General features: G+C 57.3%; 12 protein-coding genes. 5 read left to right on the top strand and 7 right to left on the bottom strand.

Going from position 1 to position 15,335, the window contains the following annotated elements:
- Positions 1-5 precede the first annotated feature (5 nt).
- The 4 genes from JZX87_RS02850 to JZX87_RS02865 all read right to left on the bottom strand — a co-directional run bounded on the left by JZX87_RS02850 (position 6) and on the right by JZX87_RS02865 (position 4,678).
- Positions 6-422 (bottom strand): EamA family transporter, encoded by a 417-nt coding sequence (locus JZX87_RS02850; RefSeq protein ID WP_206823686.1) that lies wholly within the window; start codon positions 420-422, stop codon positions 6-8.
- Positions 419-1,756: an FAD-binding oxidoreductase gene (locus JZX87_RS02855; RefSeq protein WP_206823687.1), complete on the bottom strand. Its 1,338-nt coding sequence runs from the start codon at positions 1,754-1,756 to the stop codon at positions 419-421. Before JZX87_RS02855 ends, JZX87_RS02850 begins: the two co-directional genes overlap by 4 nt.
- On the bottom strand, positions 1,756-3,195 hold the full coding sequence (locus tag JZX87_RS02860) for a UbiA family prenyltransferase (RefSeq protein WP_206823688.1): 1,440 nt from the start codon (positions 3,193-3,195) through the stop codon (positions 1,756-1,758). Before JZX87_RS02860 ends, JZX87_RS02855 begins: the two co-directional genes overlap by 1 nt.
- Before the next feature lie 427 nt (positions 3,196-3,622).
- Complete coding sequence (locus JZX87_RS02865; protein WP_206823690.1) at positions 3,623-4,678, bottom strand: endo-1,4-beta-xylanase; 1,056 nt, start codon at positions 4,676-4,678, stop codon at positions 3,623-3,625.
- Between the two features lie 233 nt (positions 4,679-4,911).
- Between JZX87_RS02865 and JZX87_RS02870 the strand changes: the two genes are divergently transcribed.
- Entirely contained in the window at positions 4,912-6,165 is a 1,254-nt protein-coding gene (locus JZX87_RS02870; protein ID WP_206823692.1) for an O-antigen ligase family protein, read from the top strand.
- Between the two features lie 145 nt (positions 6,166-6,310).
- Positions 6,311-7,312 (top strand): glycosyltransferase family 2 protein, encoded by a 1,002-nt coding sequence (locus JZX87_RS02875; RefSeq protein ID WP_206823693.1) that lies wholly within the window; start codon positions 6,311-6,313, stop codon positions 7,310-7,312.
- Between the two features lie 18 nt (positions 7,313-7,330).
- On the opposite strand, the gene JZX87_RS02880 is transcribed toward JZX87_RS02875, so the two are convergent.
- Entirely contained in the window at positions 7,331-8,650 is a 1,320-nt protein-coding gene (locus JZX87_RS02880; RefSeq protein WP_353654157.1) for a lipopolysaccharide biosynthesis protein, read from the bottom strand.
- A gap of 169 nt (positions 8,651-8,819) precedes the next feature.
- On the opposite strand from JZX87_RS02880, the gene JZX87_RS02885 reads away from it, so the two are divergent.
- The gene (locus JZX87_RS02885) at positions 8,820-9,707 is read left to right on the top strand and encodes a DUF6492 family protein (protein ID WP_206823694.1); all 888 of its coding nucleotides are present in this window, start codon (positions 8,820-8,822) and stop codon (positions 9,705-9,707) included.
- Here JZX87_RS02885 and JZX87_RS02890 read toward each other — a convergent pair.
- Complete coding sequence (locus JZX87_RS02890; protein WP_206823696.1) at positions 9,704-10,804, bottom strand: glycosyltransferase; 1,101 nt, start codon at positions 10,802-10,804, stop codon at positions 9,704-9,706. The genes JZX87_RS02885 and JZX87_RS02890 overlap by 4 nt on opposite strands.
- 287 nt (positions 10,805-11,091) lie before the next feature.
- Between JZX87_RS02890 and JZX87_RS02895 the strand changes: the two genes are divergently transcribed.
- The gene (locus JZX87_RS02895) at positions 11,092-12,510 is read left to right on the top strand and encodes a GumC family protein (protein ID WP_206823698.1); all 1,419 of its coding nucleotides are present in this window, start codon (positions 11,092-11,094) and stop codon (positions 12,508-12,510) included.
- Positions 12,511-12,657: 147 nt separating this feature from the next.
- On the opposite strand, the gene JZX87_RS02900 is transcribed toward JZX87_RS02895, so the two are convergent.
- The gene (locus JZX87_RS02900) at positions 12,658-13,416 is read right to left on the bottom strand and encodes a WecB/TagA/CpsF family glycosyltransferase (RefSeq protein ID WP_148145161.1); all 759 of its coding nucleotides are present in this window, start codon (positions 13,414-13,416) and stop codon (positions 12,658-12,660) included.
- 447 nt (positions 13,417-13,863) lie between these two features.
- Here JZX87_RS02900 and JZX87_RS02905 point away from each other — a divergent pair, with 447 nt between their 5' ends.
- The gene (locus JZX87_RS02905) at positions 13,864-15,291 is read left to right on the top strand and encodes a TolC family outer membrane protein (RefSeq protein WP_183820834.1); all 1,428 of its coding nucleotides are present in this window, start codon (positions 13,864-13,866) and stop codon (positions 15,289-15,291) included.
- Positions 15,292-15,335 lie beyond the last annotated feature (44 nt).

A 15,335-nucleotide genomic window follows, 5' to 3' on the forward strand; every position in this document is an offset into this window, starting at 1 on the left:
GTTGGTCAGGAATTGGCGCGTTCGATGGATGCCGTCTGGTCCGGTACTTCCCTGTGCCCGCTCTGCGCGATCAGCACCGTGCCAACGCAGATGAAGGCGATGCCGGCGATCTTCATCGCGCCAAGTTCTTCCTTGAACAGCAGCCATGCCAGAACCGCGACAGCGACATAGGCGAGGCTGAGGAAGGGATAGGCGAAGGATAGATCAACCTTGGAGAGCACGTAGAGATGCGACGCCATCGAGATGACGAAGGTAGCAAGACCAAAAAAGACCCACGGATTGAAGACGATCTGGAAGATCCGCTGGATCATCGTGTCCGCCGAAAAGCTGATGGGGCCGAGCGACAGCATGCCCTGCTTCAAAAGCAGTTGCGCAGCCGCATTGGTCAGCACAGTGAAGAGGATGAACGGGATATATTTCATGGGCGTCCTCGTGGGTGATCCGTGGCAAGCGCCGTGCGGCGCCAGAAATCCGAGCAGAAGCTTTCGTCCCGAAGCTTTTCCAATTGCAGCCATTCTGGAAAACCGGCTTTGAACACTTCGGCGCTCATGCGGCTGTCCTTGTAGGGATTGACCCGCCCGCCGGCCTCGAGCGTCATCCGGTCGAGAAGTGTCAGCAACTCAAGTGTCCGCGCGCCGTGATTGGGAAAATCCATCGTCAGCGTATAGCCGGGGCGCGGAAACGACATGAAACCCGGTGATGCAACATCGCCAAAACGCTTCAAGACGGTGAGGAAGGACGAAAATCCGGCCTTACGGCTTGCCTCAAGCATCGCCGGAATGACCGTGCGCCCGGCCTCAAACGGAATCACGCTCTGGTGCTGGTAGAGACCACTCGGCCCATAAAGCCGGTTCCAGTCTCCAACACCGTCGAGCGGATAGAAGAACTTGCCGTAACCGGCCAGATGCGGGGCAGACTTGAGCCTGTTGACGGTAAAATAAGCCGTGTTGAACAGTCCGAGGCTTACTCTGTTGAGTGCCGAGAAAGGCAGCTCGAACGGAACGCTGACCTTCGCCTTCACACCTTCGGTGCGAAAATTGCCATTGTCGGCATGGTTGCCGGTAATCAGCACGCCACGGCCGGCCGATGTGCCGGATGCCAGCTGATCCAGCCAGGCGACGGAATATTCGTTTTCCTCGTCGGCATCGGCGGCAAGATCGAAATAGCCGTCGAGGCTGGAAAAGGCGGTGATCTTTTCGTTGATGTCGAGCGAGCCGACCTTCATCAGCTTCAGCCGTGCAGACAGGATAAGACCCGTCAGGCCAAGCCCGCCGATCGTTGCCGAAAACAGGTCGGTATTTTCTGCGGCGCTGCATTGATAGGTATGACCGTCGGAACGCAGCAGTCGAAAACTTTCCACATGGCAACCGAACGTACCGCGACGGTGATGGTTCTTGCCGTGAACGTCATTGGCGATCGAACCGCCGAGCGTGACGAAACGGGTGCCCGGCGTCACCGGCAGGAAAAATCCGTGAGGAGCGATATGGGCAATGAGCTCTTCCAGCGAAATGCCTGCTTCCGCTTCGACCACGCCTGCCTCGGCATCAAGATTGAGCACGGACTTCTGTTGCCGCATCGGCACAAGCGAGCCAGCGTCGTTATGGCAGCTGTCGCCGTAGGACTTGCCGTTTCCAAACGCCAAAAGGTTGGACCTTCCGGCTGCGCCGCCGCGCAAGAGGCCAACCGCCTGTTCAAAGGCAATTGCCTGCCGGGAATGGCGATTGATACGGCCGAAACTGTCGAGGCTTGCCTGCATCACAACACACTTGCCGCGATGAAGAGTACGGCACCGGCCGCAATGATCAATTGGCTGCGCCAATCGGTTGCGATGAAGACGACCGGATCGTCGTCCAGCTCCTTGCGGTGGGCAAGGATCCAGATGCGAATGTTGATGTAAAGCACCATCGGCACCAGCGGCCAGATCACCCAGGGTTCGCTATAGAGCGCCCGGATGTCCGGGGACTGGATATAGAGGGCGAGAACCAGCGCAGCAGCGAATGCCGACGCCACGCCGCTCTGTGCAACGATGTGGATGTCTTCCGGACGATAACCGCGGCCGGCGATCCGGTCGCCCACGTCGACGGTCGCATAGCGCAATTCGACATAACGCTTCACTAGCGCCAGCGACAGGAAGAAGAACAGGCCGAAAGCGATGAGCCAGAAGGAAAGCGGCAGGTCGGTCGCTGCCTTGCCACCGAGTATCCGCAGGGCGTAGAGCCCTGCAAGGCAAAGCACGTCGATCAGCAACATCCGCTTCAAGGCCAGCGAATAGGCGGTCGTCACCACCAGATAGAGAACGATGACTGCCGCGAACTGCACCGGCAGCAGCGAGCAGATGGCAGCCGTCGCGACCAGCAGCAGCGCGGAAACCGTAAGGCCATAGGGAATGGAGATTGCACCGCTTGCGAAAGGCCTGTTGCGCTTCGTCGGATGCTGCCGATCAAGCGGAAGGTCGAGGATGTCGTTGATGATGTAGATGGCGGAGGCCGAAAAGGAAAATGCCACCATGGCCAGCGTGGTTGCAATGAAGGTCTGCGGCTCGACGACGGTGTGCGCAAGAACCGGAGAGGCAAAAACGAGAAAGTTCTTCAGCCACTGATGCACTCGCAGCATCTTGATATAGGTCTTGATACCGACGTACTTGGCATCGAAACGCATCGAGGCATGGGCTCTCTGATACCGGTCCGCGGCAGCATCGGGAGCAACGACGATTGCATTTCTCGCGCTCTGGAATACCGCGATATCTGCACGATCGTTTCCGGCATAATCGAAACCTTGCGATCCATAGAGTTTCGACAGCAACGCAGCTTTGTTATGCGCAGCAAGGTTGGTCGTTTCGTCCGTGTGATAGACAGCACTGAACAGGCCGAGATGAGCCGCAACGGCTTTGGCAAAAGGCTCCGCAGCTGCCGTCACCAGGATAAGTTCGCGCCCTCGCACCCGCTCTGCGCGCAAATAGGAAACGAAATCTTCGCGGTAAGGCAAATGGCTGGCATCAAGCGTCACGCGACGCGCGATTTCGGTCTTGAGACGTGCCTTGCCCGAAAGCAGCCAGATCGGCAGGAGAAACAGGTATAGGGGGTTTGCTCTTAAAAGCTGGAAAACGCTTTCCCACAACAAATCTGTCGAAATCAGCGTTCCGTCCAGATCAACCGCCAAAGGTATGTCAACGATGTTCTGTAGACGCACATTCATTGTCAAAATGGTCCCTTTGCCGATAGTAGGAACGTCACCGCAACAGGGATGAAATAGCTTGGCGCCTCGTTGAGGCAGGCAGCTTTCCGTTGGCACATGACATCCGCCACAACCAAACATTGCGCTGTAGCTGACCGGAAAATATGCCGCAACCAAGAATCAGCAGTTAATAACATGCAGCCTTGCTTCGCTTTGGAGCGCGTTTTCTCAGTCAATTCCGATTAGGGTTTAGAATTCACTGGAAGGCGTTGCTAATGAAGCGTTACCTAGTTCCCGACAATTGTTCGGAAAAACGCGGTTACATTATCGGCCTTGCGTAACTTTGGCCCGTTTTACAACAACCGGGCCATTCACGGACAGAATTGTCGTAGGTTGAAGCATGGTTTACGATTCCCGCGATCCAGCTTGAACGCGGCTTTGTATTGACCTAAGCGCGACTGACAAAGCGCCCGATCACGTCCATCAGTGGCTTGGCCTTGTAATCGCGGTCCAGCGGAAGGGGACGGTTCGGGCTTCCGTCATCGCGTGTAAACCACATAGGCACCCAGGTATAGCGATCGGTAATACCCCAGGTCAGGATCGCGGTTGGCCGGTTTGCATCAAGAATTGCCTGGAGAAGATCGCTGGCACGGCCGGCGATAACCTCGTCGCGCTGTTTTTCATCAGCAGGCAGGAGATTGTCGATAACATCGAGTTCCGTGACCAGCACATCGACATCCATCGCCTTGAGTTCGGCCACGAAGGAGGAAACGCCTTCCTTGTCGATCTCGTATTGCCCTTTCAGATGCCCCTGGAAACCGACGGCGTGGATCGGCGCGTCGCGATCACGAAGATCGCGAACAACGCGCAAAAGTGCATTCCGCCGGTTCGTGAACTGCTCACCGACACATTCGATATCGTACTCGTTGATCACGAGCTGAACCTTCGGATCGGCTTCCTGAGCCCGGCGAAACGCGGTTTCGATATATCCCTTACCCATGTTTTCCAGCCAAAGATTGGGCCGCAGATAATCGGAACCACGCGGGTCCTCGGCGATCGCCTCATTGATGACGTCCCAGCTGGGAATCCGCCCCTTATATTGTCCGACAACGGTTCGAACATGTTTGCTCAGCGCTTTTTCGGCAGCCTTTCCGCCGCGAATGGAGGACGTCCATTCGGGCATCGCTGCATACCAGATCAGCGTGTGCCCACGCATCTTCAAGCCATTCTGGTCGGCAAAGGCGAGGAGCTTGTCACCTTCATAAAAATCGAACCGATCCTCTGAAGGCCTCACTGCCTCCCATTTCAGCCCGCCTTCAGGCACCACAAGCTGGCAATGATCCACGAGCGCGGTTCGGTACGCGAAGTCGTCCACGAGAGCATCGCCACGCACCGCCGAACCGTAGGCTATCCTGGGCGGTGGCGAAGCATGGGCGACAGGCGCCTGAAGTGCCGTATGTGCCGCAACGGCAAGACTTGCCTGAACGAAATCCCGTCTGCGCATGGACTTTCTCGCCTTGATCGGAGGGTAAGCCGCCATAGCGCGGCCACCGGCAGGTCAAGGGAAGCTAGCTGTCAGGCGTTATGATAATATTACCTTGCCCGACGAGGGTTCTTCACGGCCGGTTAACGTATATCGGTCTCCTGTTGACATGAACCATGATGTCTCGCGACACAACAGGATCCGTCATTTTGCAGCAAGCAGGAGCAATTTCACAAGGGAGAGCGTTGCCGGCCATGCGTGCCGGTCGCGCGACCTGGAGCTTTGGCTCCATGATCCTGCTTCTGCTCCTTTGCTATTTCTGGATCGGCCTCACGCCCTTTGCCCATTCGGATGGCAAGGGCGGCCTGCCTTCCACCGGCAACCTCCTGAACCAGATGGTGATCATCGTCCTGTTCACCGTGGCGATTGCAAACCTGTGGCGCAATCCGGGCCGGAGCGCTCTCTTCGGCCCGCATGCGCTGCTGGCCTTGATACTTCTCTGGTTCTGCTTCGTCTCGCTATTGTCATTCGATCCCGCAACGGCGTTTCGAAGGATCGTTTATGCATTGCTCGTCTGCGGCTGCGCGAATGCGGCTTTGCTGCTGCCGCGTGACAGCCGTGACTTTGCAAGAGTGCTTGCCACCGGCACGGTCGCGATCCTGCTGCTCAATTATTTCGCCGTGATAGCCACGCCCACCGTCGGCATCCACGGATCGAATGAAGTCGAGGCGGCGCTGGCCGGAGATTGGCGCGGAATTTTCGGCCACAAGAACGCAGCAGCGGCCGGCATGGTCTATCTGGTTCTGTTTGGTCTTTACCTGCGCAAAGCCTCATATCCGCGGCTGGGATCGATTATTGCGATCATGGCCGTTATTTTTCTTCTTTTCGCTGGAGGCAAGACATCGACTGCGATGCTTCCCGCGGTTCTTTTGCTGGGCTGGTTATTCGAGCATTGCAGACCGCTACGTGGCCTGCTCACGATCGGCCTCGTCATCACGATGAACGTCATCCTCATCGGGCTTTCAAGCTCGCCTGCGACAAGTTCCATACTGGCAAGCCTCGGGATCGACGCGACCTTCACGGGTAGAAGTTCGATCTGGGCTTTCGCTCTCGCCCGCATCTCCGATGCCCCGGTCATGGGTTATGGTTTCCAGCTTCTGTGGGGAAGCGAATTCCTGCGCGACATCACGACGGAATCCTGGGCCTATCTCGCTGCCCATTCCCATAATTCATTCCTTGAGACACTTCTGAATGGCGGCTTTCCGGCTCTCATCCTGATGATCCTCTGGCTTCTTATCCTGCCGCTCAGAGATGCGGGTAAGGCCTTTGCCACGCAGAACGATGTGGGCCTGACGCGGCTGTTCCTGCGTATCTGGATCTTTTCGATCCTTCTGGCAGGCCTCGAAAATCTCTTCTTCGTCAACAACGGGCCTTTGTGGTTCACGATGCTCATCGCCGTGTTCGGGTTGAGATTACAGGCCGGCGCAAGCCTCCAGTCCCGGCAGTGATGTGGGCCGCGCCCGTTAGCGCCACGTGATATTAACTGAAAGCCCAACATACATTTGTATTCGCTGATTTCCTTTCGTATTGAACCATCTGGTGATCAGCCTACGGACGCCCTCACCAGCGCGACAACGCCCCGGAGACAAAAGCGTGCAGGACGAAAGCAAAGCTTCGGTAGAAGCCGTCATTTGCATTCCGACCTTTCGCCGGCCGGACGGCGTGGCACGCACGCTTCAATCGCTGCTGGCGCAAAAGGGCGACCTGAGTTTCGCAATCGTCGTTATCGAAAATGACGCCGAAAAACCTTTAGGCGCCGCGGCTGCGCGCGAAACGCTCAGCGGTTCCGACATTCCGTCTGCCGTCGTGATTGAACCGCGCCAGGGCAATTGCCATGCGATCAACCGCGCATTCGCAGAAGCACGCGAGCGCTTCCCCGCCGCCGATTACTTCCTGATGATCGATGATGACGAGATCGCAAGTCCCGACTGGCTGGCACATATGGTGTCGACGGCTCGCACGACCGGCGCCAGGATCGTTGGTGGCCCGGTCATCCGGCAATTCGACATACCGGTACCGCAATCCGTCAGCCAGCATCCCCTTTACGGCTTCATCGACGGGCCGACCCGGCAGGTGCCGGCCATCCATGGCACAGGCAATTGCCTTGTCCACCGCGAGGTCTTCGCGCGGATGGAGCCGAACCTGTTCGACGTCGCATTCAACTTCCTCGGCGGCGGCGACATGGAATTCTTCGCCCGCTGCCGCGCCGCCGGCTTCACTTTCTGGTGGTGTGAGGAAGCAGTCATTCACGAGACCGTCGCAGCCGAACGGACGACCCCCAAATGGCTGATGCGCCGTTCCATCCGCACGGGAAGCATCAACTACGTTATTGACGGCAAGCAGATGGCGAAAGCTGCCGTTACCGCCAGGCTTCAGGCCAAGAATTTCATTTCGCTTGGCCTCAGCATTTTCAAGGCGATGGGGCTTCTGATCCGGACAAGGCGCCTTCTTCCTGCCAGCCATCCGGTGCTGATGTCGATCGGACGGATCACAGCAAGCTTCGGCTTCCTCCCGGTACCCTACAAGGCCAGTGAAATAAAGGCAGTCGAACGGCACCCGAACCTGAAGGCCGGCAATCACATCGCTGAAAACTGATCTCCAGTTCAGTTCAGGTCATGCCGTGCGTTGTTTTACCGGCTCGGCCTCGGTCTCGGAGGACCGCTCTGGATGTTCGATGGCGTTCTGCGCGGTCAAAAGCGCCCGCCAGGCCAGAATAGCGATCACGATTTCCAGCATGTAGGTAGTCGCTATCACACCACTTACACTGGCGTAATACGCCGCCAGCGCCACAAGTCCGGCACCTACAATGTTAGAGACATTGAGAATTCGCGCCCGCACATTCTGCAGGCTTGATGCGCCGAGCGCTTCAAATGCGGTAGCGCTGATTGCGATTGGGATCACTGCCCAGCACAGGGCGTGCGTCATCCAGGTTAGCGAAACATATTCATGGCCGAACAGAACCGGCAGCCACGGCGTGATGATCCAAACGAAGAGACCGGCGCAGATCCCGATTCCGGTCGTCAGAACCAGCATCTGCTTGGCGCGCCCCAGAACTGCGCCGATGCCGCTCAGGGCTGCAGCCGCATAGCTGGGATAAACGATCCGGTTCAGAGCTTCGACCGCCATATAGGATGCTTCGGTCAATCGACGCGCGATCGAATAGCTACCGACGATTTCAGACCCCGCCACCGCGCTCAAGACGAGAATGTCGGCATTACTGCGCCCGGCCTTGAAGAAGAACTGGCTAGCGAACATGATGCCGATCGGCACCTCTTCGCGAACGATCCTGAACTTCGGCCGGCCCAATCGGCGTATGGCTATCAGCGCAATGACCGCAACAACCGCATGCGCGCCAAAATTCCAGACCGCCCATTCCGCCACCGTCGTGATATTGAACACGAGGCAGCTGACGACAGCGGCGGCCATGCGCAGCACGGCAAACAGAAATTCGATCCTGTTGGCGACCGAAAAGCGCGAATGGGCGATATAGCTGTTTGTGGCGAGCCAGATGACCTTCAACAGGATGATATTGGTGAAGAGTATCAGCGCCGTGGCGACAAGCGTCGTCAGCAGGTGATCCGAGACGGGAAACATCAGCGGGATCGCGATCATCCCGGCGATCACCAGCACCGCGCCCGAAACAAGATTGAGAATATGCACATGCCCGAGCATGTCGGGATAGAAGCCCGGTTCCTGCGCGACACGCCGCACCAGCGATTCCTGCGATCCCAGCCCGCAAACCTGAATGCCGAGATTGGTCAGCGCGGTGATCGTCGCATTGAGCGCGAACTGTTCATGACCGAGATGGCGGGCCAGCAGCGCGAAGGTCAAAAGCATGGTGACGCTCGACGCAAGCAGTGCCCCGCTCGATCCGACATAGGATCCGAGATGACGGGCGAACTGCCGGAATTCGTGCCTGGACCTCAATCCCACTCGTTATCTCCAACCGGCGGCCCTGATTTCGCCAGGGCCTGCATGCCGGTGCGGCTGTCTATCCACGGATAATCGCACCGGCCAGCACTATACATGAACGGGATTAACGGAGCCTTAGGTCGAACCTTGGCAGTCTGGGCTCATCTGCCTCCGGAGCCATGATCATCGAATGACCGCCACTGTCAGTCTCGTGACACCAAGCTATTTTCGGGATTTCGAGTCATGCCGTCTCCTGTGTGATTCAATCGATGCTTTCGTTACCGGCTACGATCGGCACTATCTGCTTGTCGCCGATAGCGACCTCGAACTCTTCTCCCAACTCGGCAACGAAAAGCGGCTGGTGCTTCCCGATTCCGTTCTTCTGCCGGGCACGCTGCATGCGCTTCCGGGTTTTCTGAAATGGAAAGGGCGCCAATATTACTGGGCGCCCGGTATCGGACTGCCGGTTTATGGCTGGCACGTGCAGCAATTGCGCAAACTCGCGATGGCGCTTCTGCAATCCTGCGAACGGGTCATGTGTATCGATTCCGACAACTGCTTCGTACGTCCCTTCGACGTGGGGAGATTTGCCGGCGATCTGCTTTCGCCCCTTTATGCCGATCTGGGCGGGGTGAACGACACACGCCCAAGCCACGTCCTCTGGCAGAAGAATGCCTACCGACTGATGGACACACAGGAACCTCCCCTACCGGGTGACGACTATATCGGCCAGATGATCGTCTGGGATCGGGAAAGTCTGAACACGATCGTCGACAGGATAGAAGCCGTGACCGGCCTCCCCTGGTGGAAGGCGCTCTGCAAGGCCAGGGACTTTTCCGAATACATCCTCTATGGCGTCGGCGTTGCCGGCAATCCGTCACTGATGGGACGTCATCGGATCGTCGAACAGAGCCTCTGCGCCACCTATTGGAGCGGGCCGGCGCTGGACGAAACAGGCATCGGAAAACTGATCGACGCAATGGCCAAGGATCAATACGCCATCGCCATCCAGTCCCACACACGAACCGAGCCATCCCTGATCCGTCGTGTCGCCCTGACGCGTAATCTGTGGAGTTAGCCGGAGATTTCCATCGGTCGTGTCTTTGACTGACCGGCGCTCTCGACGCCCTCAAGTTTGCCGATGATTGCATACCAAAGCGATGCGATCTCGGCATCGATATTCAGCGGAGGCGGCACGCGTCCGATTACATCACGAATGGCATTTGCCATCGCACCGGCATCTGCATCATGCTGGCAGAGGACGATGTTTCCGTTTCCGATCAGGGATTGAAAAAGGGTATGGTGCTCAAGCCCCGCCGGATCGGCGGGCGCGTTGGTAACGACGATACGACCGCCCAATGCTGCCGCCAAAACGCTGCCGCGCCGCGCGGTCAAGCCTTCCGTAAACCTGTAGCAGAAGATGTCGACTTCGCGGCACGCCGCAAAAACCTCTTCATCGGTCGAAAGATAGCCCGTCACCATTACCCGGTCACCGAGATCCAGCGCCTCGACACGGGCGCGGAAATCCTCCTCGACATTGTCCATGCCCTTGATGAAGGAGCCGACAAAGGCAACCCCAACATCCTGCCCCTCGTCCACAAGCGCCCGAGCGATTGCGAGAAGTTCCGCGCAGTTCTTTTTGGGATAGATCGAACCGAACTGGCCGATGATCGTCCGTCCGCCGGCACGCAGCGCACGAATGGCAAGTGCCGCCGGACCGGCTTTATCATGCCCGCTCGGCAAAAGATTGGGGGGGATCGGGATAACGGCGATCGCTTTTTTACCGACGGGATAACGGCTCCCCAGCCATTCCCGCCGGACCTCCGGAGCCGAAAAGAGAATGGCGTCGGCGAGCAGGATAACCGGCCAGAGGATCAGCCGCCGTTTCCAGTCGAGGCTCGCCCACTCGTGCAAAATGACGATCACCCGCTTGCGCTTCAGTTTTGCCAGTGCTGCCGTGGCGAATGGCTCCACCAGCCGCTTTTTCCAGGCAACGATCGGAAAGTTGAAAACGATTGCATCAGCTTCCGCCAGACGCTCCGACAAACGGCGAAAACTCCCGTCCATAACATCGCTGGAAGCGCGTGAACCAAGCTGGATGGCCAGGTTTCGGGTAAATGCCTCCACCCCGCACACGGTCGTTGCATCGGATCTAAGCACGAGATAGCGCGTCAATGTCGGCGATCCATCCAAATCGGGAAATTGCTCCAACCAGAACCGATAAATCTTAAACTTTTACGCCTAGTGTGAGGAACTATGTACCAATAACCGGTCCGTAGCGCGTTCTTCTGAGGCATGGTTTACCGCTTATTAGCGTAGATAGAGTTTCATTGGCCGCGAAAGGCAGGTCCGGCCCCATGTATGCCATGTTAAGACCACCCAAGTTTCTTCGGCGCGACGCAGATTCGAACAAGGCTCGCGATGACGAGGCTTACCATGTGCCTGCGCCTGGCCAGCGTTCCTTGCTTTCCTATCTTGGACCGAACGAAGAACTGCAGGCCGTCTCATCGCCGGCAAAGCTCGCGCCACAGCCGATGTCGCCATCGATAACATGGCCGGAAATCAGCACCGGAATGGCTATCAGCTGGCTTTGGGCCGGAAAATGGCTCGTTCTCCTGTGCATCATCCTCGGCGCTCTGGCGGGATATGGCTTTGGCAATTTCTCCAAAGCCAAATTCACCGTCGGCTCGCAGATCTTCATCGATCCGACCAATCTCAGGGTCATGAACGATGATATCTACGCTTCCAACAACCAGCTCGACATGCAGATCTATGATGTCGAAAGCAAGCTGCGGATACTGACTTCGGCAAACGTGCTCAACAGCGTCATCGATGCGCTTCATCTCGATCAGGATCCGGAATTCGGCGATACGAAATCCCCTGATGCGCAATCCGGCCGCCTGGACGCGCTGCGTTCGCTTGAAAAGCATGTCCTGGCAAAGCGCGAAGAAAACTCTTTCGTCGTCAATCTCGATGTCTGGAGCCAATCTGCACCCAAGGCGCTGGAAATCGCAAATTCGATCATTACCAACTTCCAGGACGAGTTGGTCAAAGCGCAGGCAGACGGCGCAGGCAGGGCCGCGACTGAGCTAACCGGCCGTCTCGATGCCCTGAAGAGTGAGGTCTCCAAAGCGGATGAAGCAGTTCAGCAGTTCAAGCGCGAACACAATATCCTTTCAAGCTCCGGCGAGCTCGTAAGCAGCATCGTCGCCAACCAGACCAACACCCAGCTCGTTGACGCCCAGGCCCGGGTCATTCGCGCTCGCAGCCGCTATCAGGAGCTTTCAACAGGAAGTCCGGACAATCGCTTGGACAGCGCATCAATCGAATCGCAGACGATGACCGCGCTGCGGACACAATATGCCGCGGCCAAGCGGGAACTCGACGCGCAATCTGCAGTCTTTGGTGCGAGGCATCCGAGAATCTCGGCAATGCGGCCACAGTTGGATGCCATCCAGGCGCAGATCACCGCCGAGCAGAACCGCATCCTAACGGCAGCTAGGTCGGAACTGGCTCAGGCTGAAGCCGCCCTGATGGCACAGCAAAATCAGGCGAATACGATGAAGTCGGTTGTCTTCGGTGACAATGACGCTCTCGTTCAGCTTCGTCAGCTCGAGCGCGAGGCGGAATCCAAGTCAACGATTTATCAGGCCTTCATGGCGCGTGCCAAGGAGATTGCCGAACGCCAGCAGATCAATACCACGAATGTCAGGGTGATCTCGCCTCCGACCATACCAAAAACCCGCAGCTATCCGCCCCGCACGCTTTATCTGACTGCGGGCGGCATGTTTGGCGGGTTTGTGCTGGGTTGCATGGCTGCCATGATCCTCGGCCTGGCGATGCTGATATTCAGGCAATCCGGGGAAGAGCGCCGGGCCTGAGCCGGTTCGTCGGCCAGGCGCTCGACGGGGTCGATGAGAGCGACCCAATCAGCAGCCGATACACCGCACACCTGAAGCAGAAATGAAAAAGGCGCCCAGAGGACGCCGTCTCAAATCGCGTAGACCATGTCAAACAGTCAGCGAATGCTATCGCGAATAACGCAGCAACGCATAAACCGCGACGGGATTTGTCAGCATGTATCGAAGCGTCAGACGCCTCGGCTCGTTATACATCCGATAGGCCCATTCCAGTCCCCGGCGTTGCATCCACATCGGCGCGCGCGGATTTTTGCCCGAGAGAAAATCGAATAACCCGCCAGATGTCTTGATCACACCGACGCCACGCAGCTTTTCCAGATTACGGCTGACGAATTTCTGTTCGAATGGAAAACCAAGGCCGATCCAGAGGATATCTGGGCGCTTGGCGCGGATATCCGCAACGACGTCTTCCTCTTCTTCTGGGCTAAAATAGCCATTGCGGCGCCCGACGAAGCGAAGGCGCGGATAGAGCTTCCGCATCGCGGCGACAGCCTTGGAATTGACCTCTTCACTTGCGCCTAGAAAATAAAAGCTAACGCTCTCATCCTGCGCCCGTTCGGCCACCGCATGTACAAGGTCGGTCGTCGCTACCCGTTCAGGCAGCGGTGTCTCGCAGAGAAGTTTCGAGCAATGAACCATCGGCATGCCGTCAGCATGGATCTGGTCTGCCTCCAGCATAAGCTGCATGAATTCGCGGTCACGAACGCACATGGCCAGAACCTGGCCGTTTGCTGAGGTCGAATAGAAGGGAAGATTATTCTGGCCTCGCGCGCGAAGCGCTTGTTCTATGAAGCCGGTCGCAGCCTGCTCCATAGTCGAACGCACGATAGGCAGCCCGCCCAGCATCACCTGGGGCCAGTCAGCCATCCTAGAGACATTTATGTCGTGCGCTTCAAGGGCCATAGAGAGCAAAGCAAAACATCCGCTGCGTTGTAAAGACGTCCTGTCTTCCACCCCATAGAACACAACACCGGCGTGCCATTCAAATACAAATGAAGGAAATGGTTACGATATATTTCCAGACATCCATTTAATACTTAAGTGAATTTTATTAAAATTGTATCATTCATAATAAGGACGGATTAAACCAGCTCCTGCGATCCTAATTGCGTTCATCCGCCTGATCACAACTCGCGGGACAGGCTACCCTGAGGGGATACGATCTCAGGTTACGACCACGACGCTCAACCCTGGTTTGCAGTACCTCACGAATCACTTATATATCTAGCGAATCTAAGTGCTTGGGAGAGTTTCTCCAGCCAATGGTGTCGCGTAGGCCGGTTCAGCTTTCGATTGTCGGTCTATGGAGACTAGATGCGTTCAGGTCGCACCATCAAACTTGGCCTCGTGATAACTGCGGCCGTCATCCAGACGGCCTGCAGCCAGACACCTGACAAGACTGCCGCCCAGAGACAGCAGGCCGCAAAAACGCAGATGCTTGCAGGATCAACGCTTCCCCCCTCGCCCGAAGTGACTGGATCGATAGCCAAGCCGGTACCGGTCACCGATATCGAGACTGCCGTGCGCCGGGTTGTCAGCTGGCATCCCTCGATCCAGGAGGCGGCCGGACGTATCAGGCAACAAAACGAGCTGATCGCGGACGCAAGATCGGGATATCTGCCGTCCATAGGAGGAGGGATCGACCTCGCCGCACAGAAAGGCGACAGCGGAGACTGGTCGCCGAGGTTTAATGCCACCGCCAGCCAGATGATCTACGACTTCGGAAAAGTGTCAGGTCGAGTCGAAGCGGAATCCGCCATATCCGGCGTCCGCCGGGCAGAATTTCTGGCCACTGTCGACGATATGATCCGAGAAACCGTACTTGCTTCCGTGGAGGTCATGCGCAACGCCAGGCTGGCCGCGATCGCCAGAGAACAGGTCCAGGACGTTTCTGCCATCGCTGAATTGGTAACCGCCAGAACCGATCGTGGCGCCAGCACGCGATCGGACAAGCTTCAGGCACAGGCCCGCATCCAGGCTGCACAGTCCACGGCGCTTGAGATCAACGCAGAAAAGCAGCGCTGGGAAGGCTCCCTGAACTCGCTTCTCGGCCAGATAAACGATGTGCGCCTGCGCCCGTCTTTCCCCTCCACCCTCAACAAGGCCTGCGCCGGTCCCGAACCAGCCTGGGAAACCGTTCCGACCGTCATCGCCGCCAAATCCCGCAAGCGCGAAGCTGATGCGCGCGTCAAGCTTGCACGCGCCGACATGCTTCCGACGATAGCATTGGAAGGTACGACCCGGATGAAGACTTGGGGTGGCGGCGACACTGATTACATGGTCGGCGTGACTATCAAGAGCGATCTCTATAACGGCAGCTCTTTCAGGGCCCGTCAGAACGCCGCCCGATACGGTGCACAGGCAACAGAAGCAGCCATTGCGGTTGGAAAATACGACGCCCAGAGATCATGGATCCAATCGGCCTCTCAGGTAGGCAGCCTCAGCACATTGTTGAAGTCGCTCGGATCGCGGCAGACAATGATGCGTGAAACGCGAGATCTGTACCAGAAACAGTTTCTCGATCTCGGAACTCGAACACTGCTCGATGTGCTGAACGCTGACCAAGAGCTGCATTCGGCCCGTTTCGACGAGATCAACACCCGGTTTGATCTCTACAAGCTGAACGTCGAATGTGCCTATGCGGCTGGCAGGCTTCGCGACGCTTTTGGACTATCCTCGCCCTCCCCGGAACAAATCTCGGCAGACGCTCAGAAAGTACCGCTGCGCGCACCTCGAACCTGACTTGAATCTCACATTTTTCACAACTGCGTGACAAATGCATACCG

Origin of the sequence: Agrobacterium sp. Ap1, assembly GCF_017313375.1 — a bacterium.
GTDB lineage: Bacteria > Pseudomonadota > Alphaproteobacteria > Rhizobiales > Rhizobiaceae > Neorhizobium > Neorhizobium cellulosilyticum.

What these genes read in the sequence shown, in the direction of transcription:
- JZX87_RS02850 (WP_206823686.1), bottom strand. Translation starts at nt 422, where the DNA reads ATGAAATATATCCCGTTCATCCTCTTCACTGTGCTGACCAATGCGGCT.
- JZX87_RS02855 (WP_206823687.1), bottom strand. Translation starts at nt 1,756, where the DNA reads ATGCAGGCAAGCCTCGACAGTTTCGGCCGTATCAATCGCCATTCCCGG.
- JZX87_RS02860 (WP_206823688.1), bottom strand. Translation starts at nt 3,195, where the DNA reads ATGAATGTGCGTCTACAGAACATCGTTGACATACCTTTGGCGGTTGAT.
- JZX87_RS02865 (WP_206823690.1), bottom strand. Translation starts at nt 4,678, where the DNA reads ATGCGCAGACGGGATTTCGTTCAGGCAAGTCTTGCCGTTGCGGCACAT.
- JZX87_RS02870 (WP_206823692.1), top strand. Translation starts at nt 4,912, where the DNA reads ATGCGTGCCGGTCGCGCGACCTGGAGCTTTGGCTCCATGATCCTGCTT.
- JZX87_RS02885 (WP_206823694.1), top strand. Translation starts at nt 8,820, where the DNA reads ATGACCGCCACTGTCAGTCTCGTGACACCAAGCTATTTTCGGGATTTC.
- JZX87_RS02900 (WP_148145161.1), bottom strand. Translation starts at nt 13,416, where the DNA reads ATGGCTGACTGGCCCCAGGTGATGCTGGGCGGGCTGCCTATCGTGCGT.
- JZX87_RS02905 (WP_183820834.1), top strand. Translation starts at nt 13,864, where the DNA reads ATGCGTTCAGGTCGCACCATCAAACTTGGCCTCGTGATAACTGCGGCC.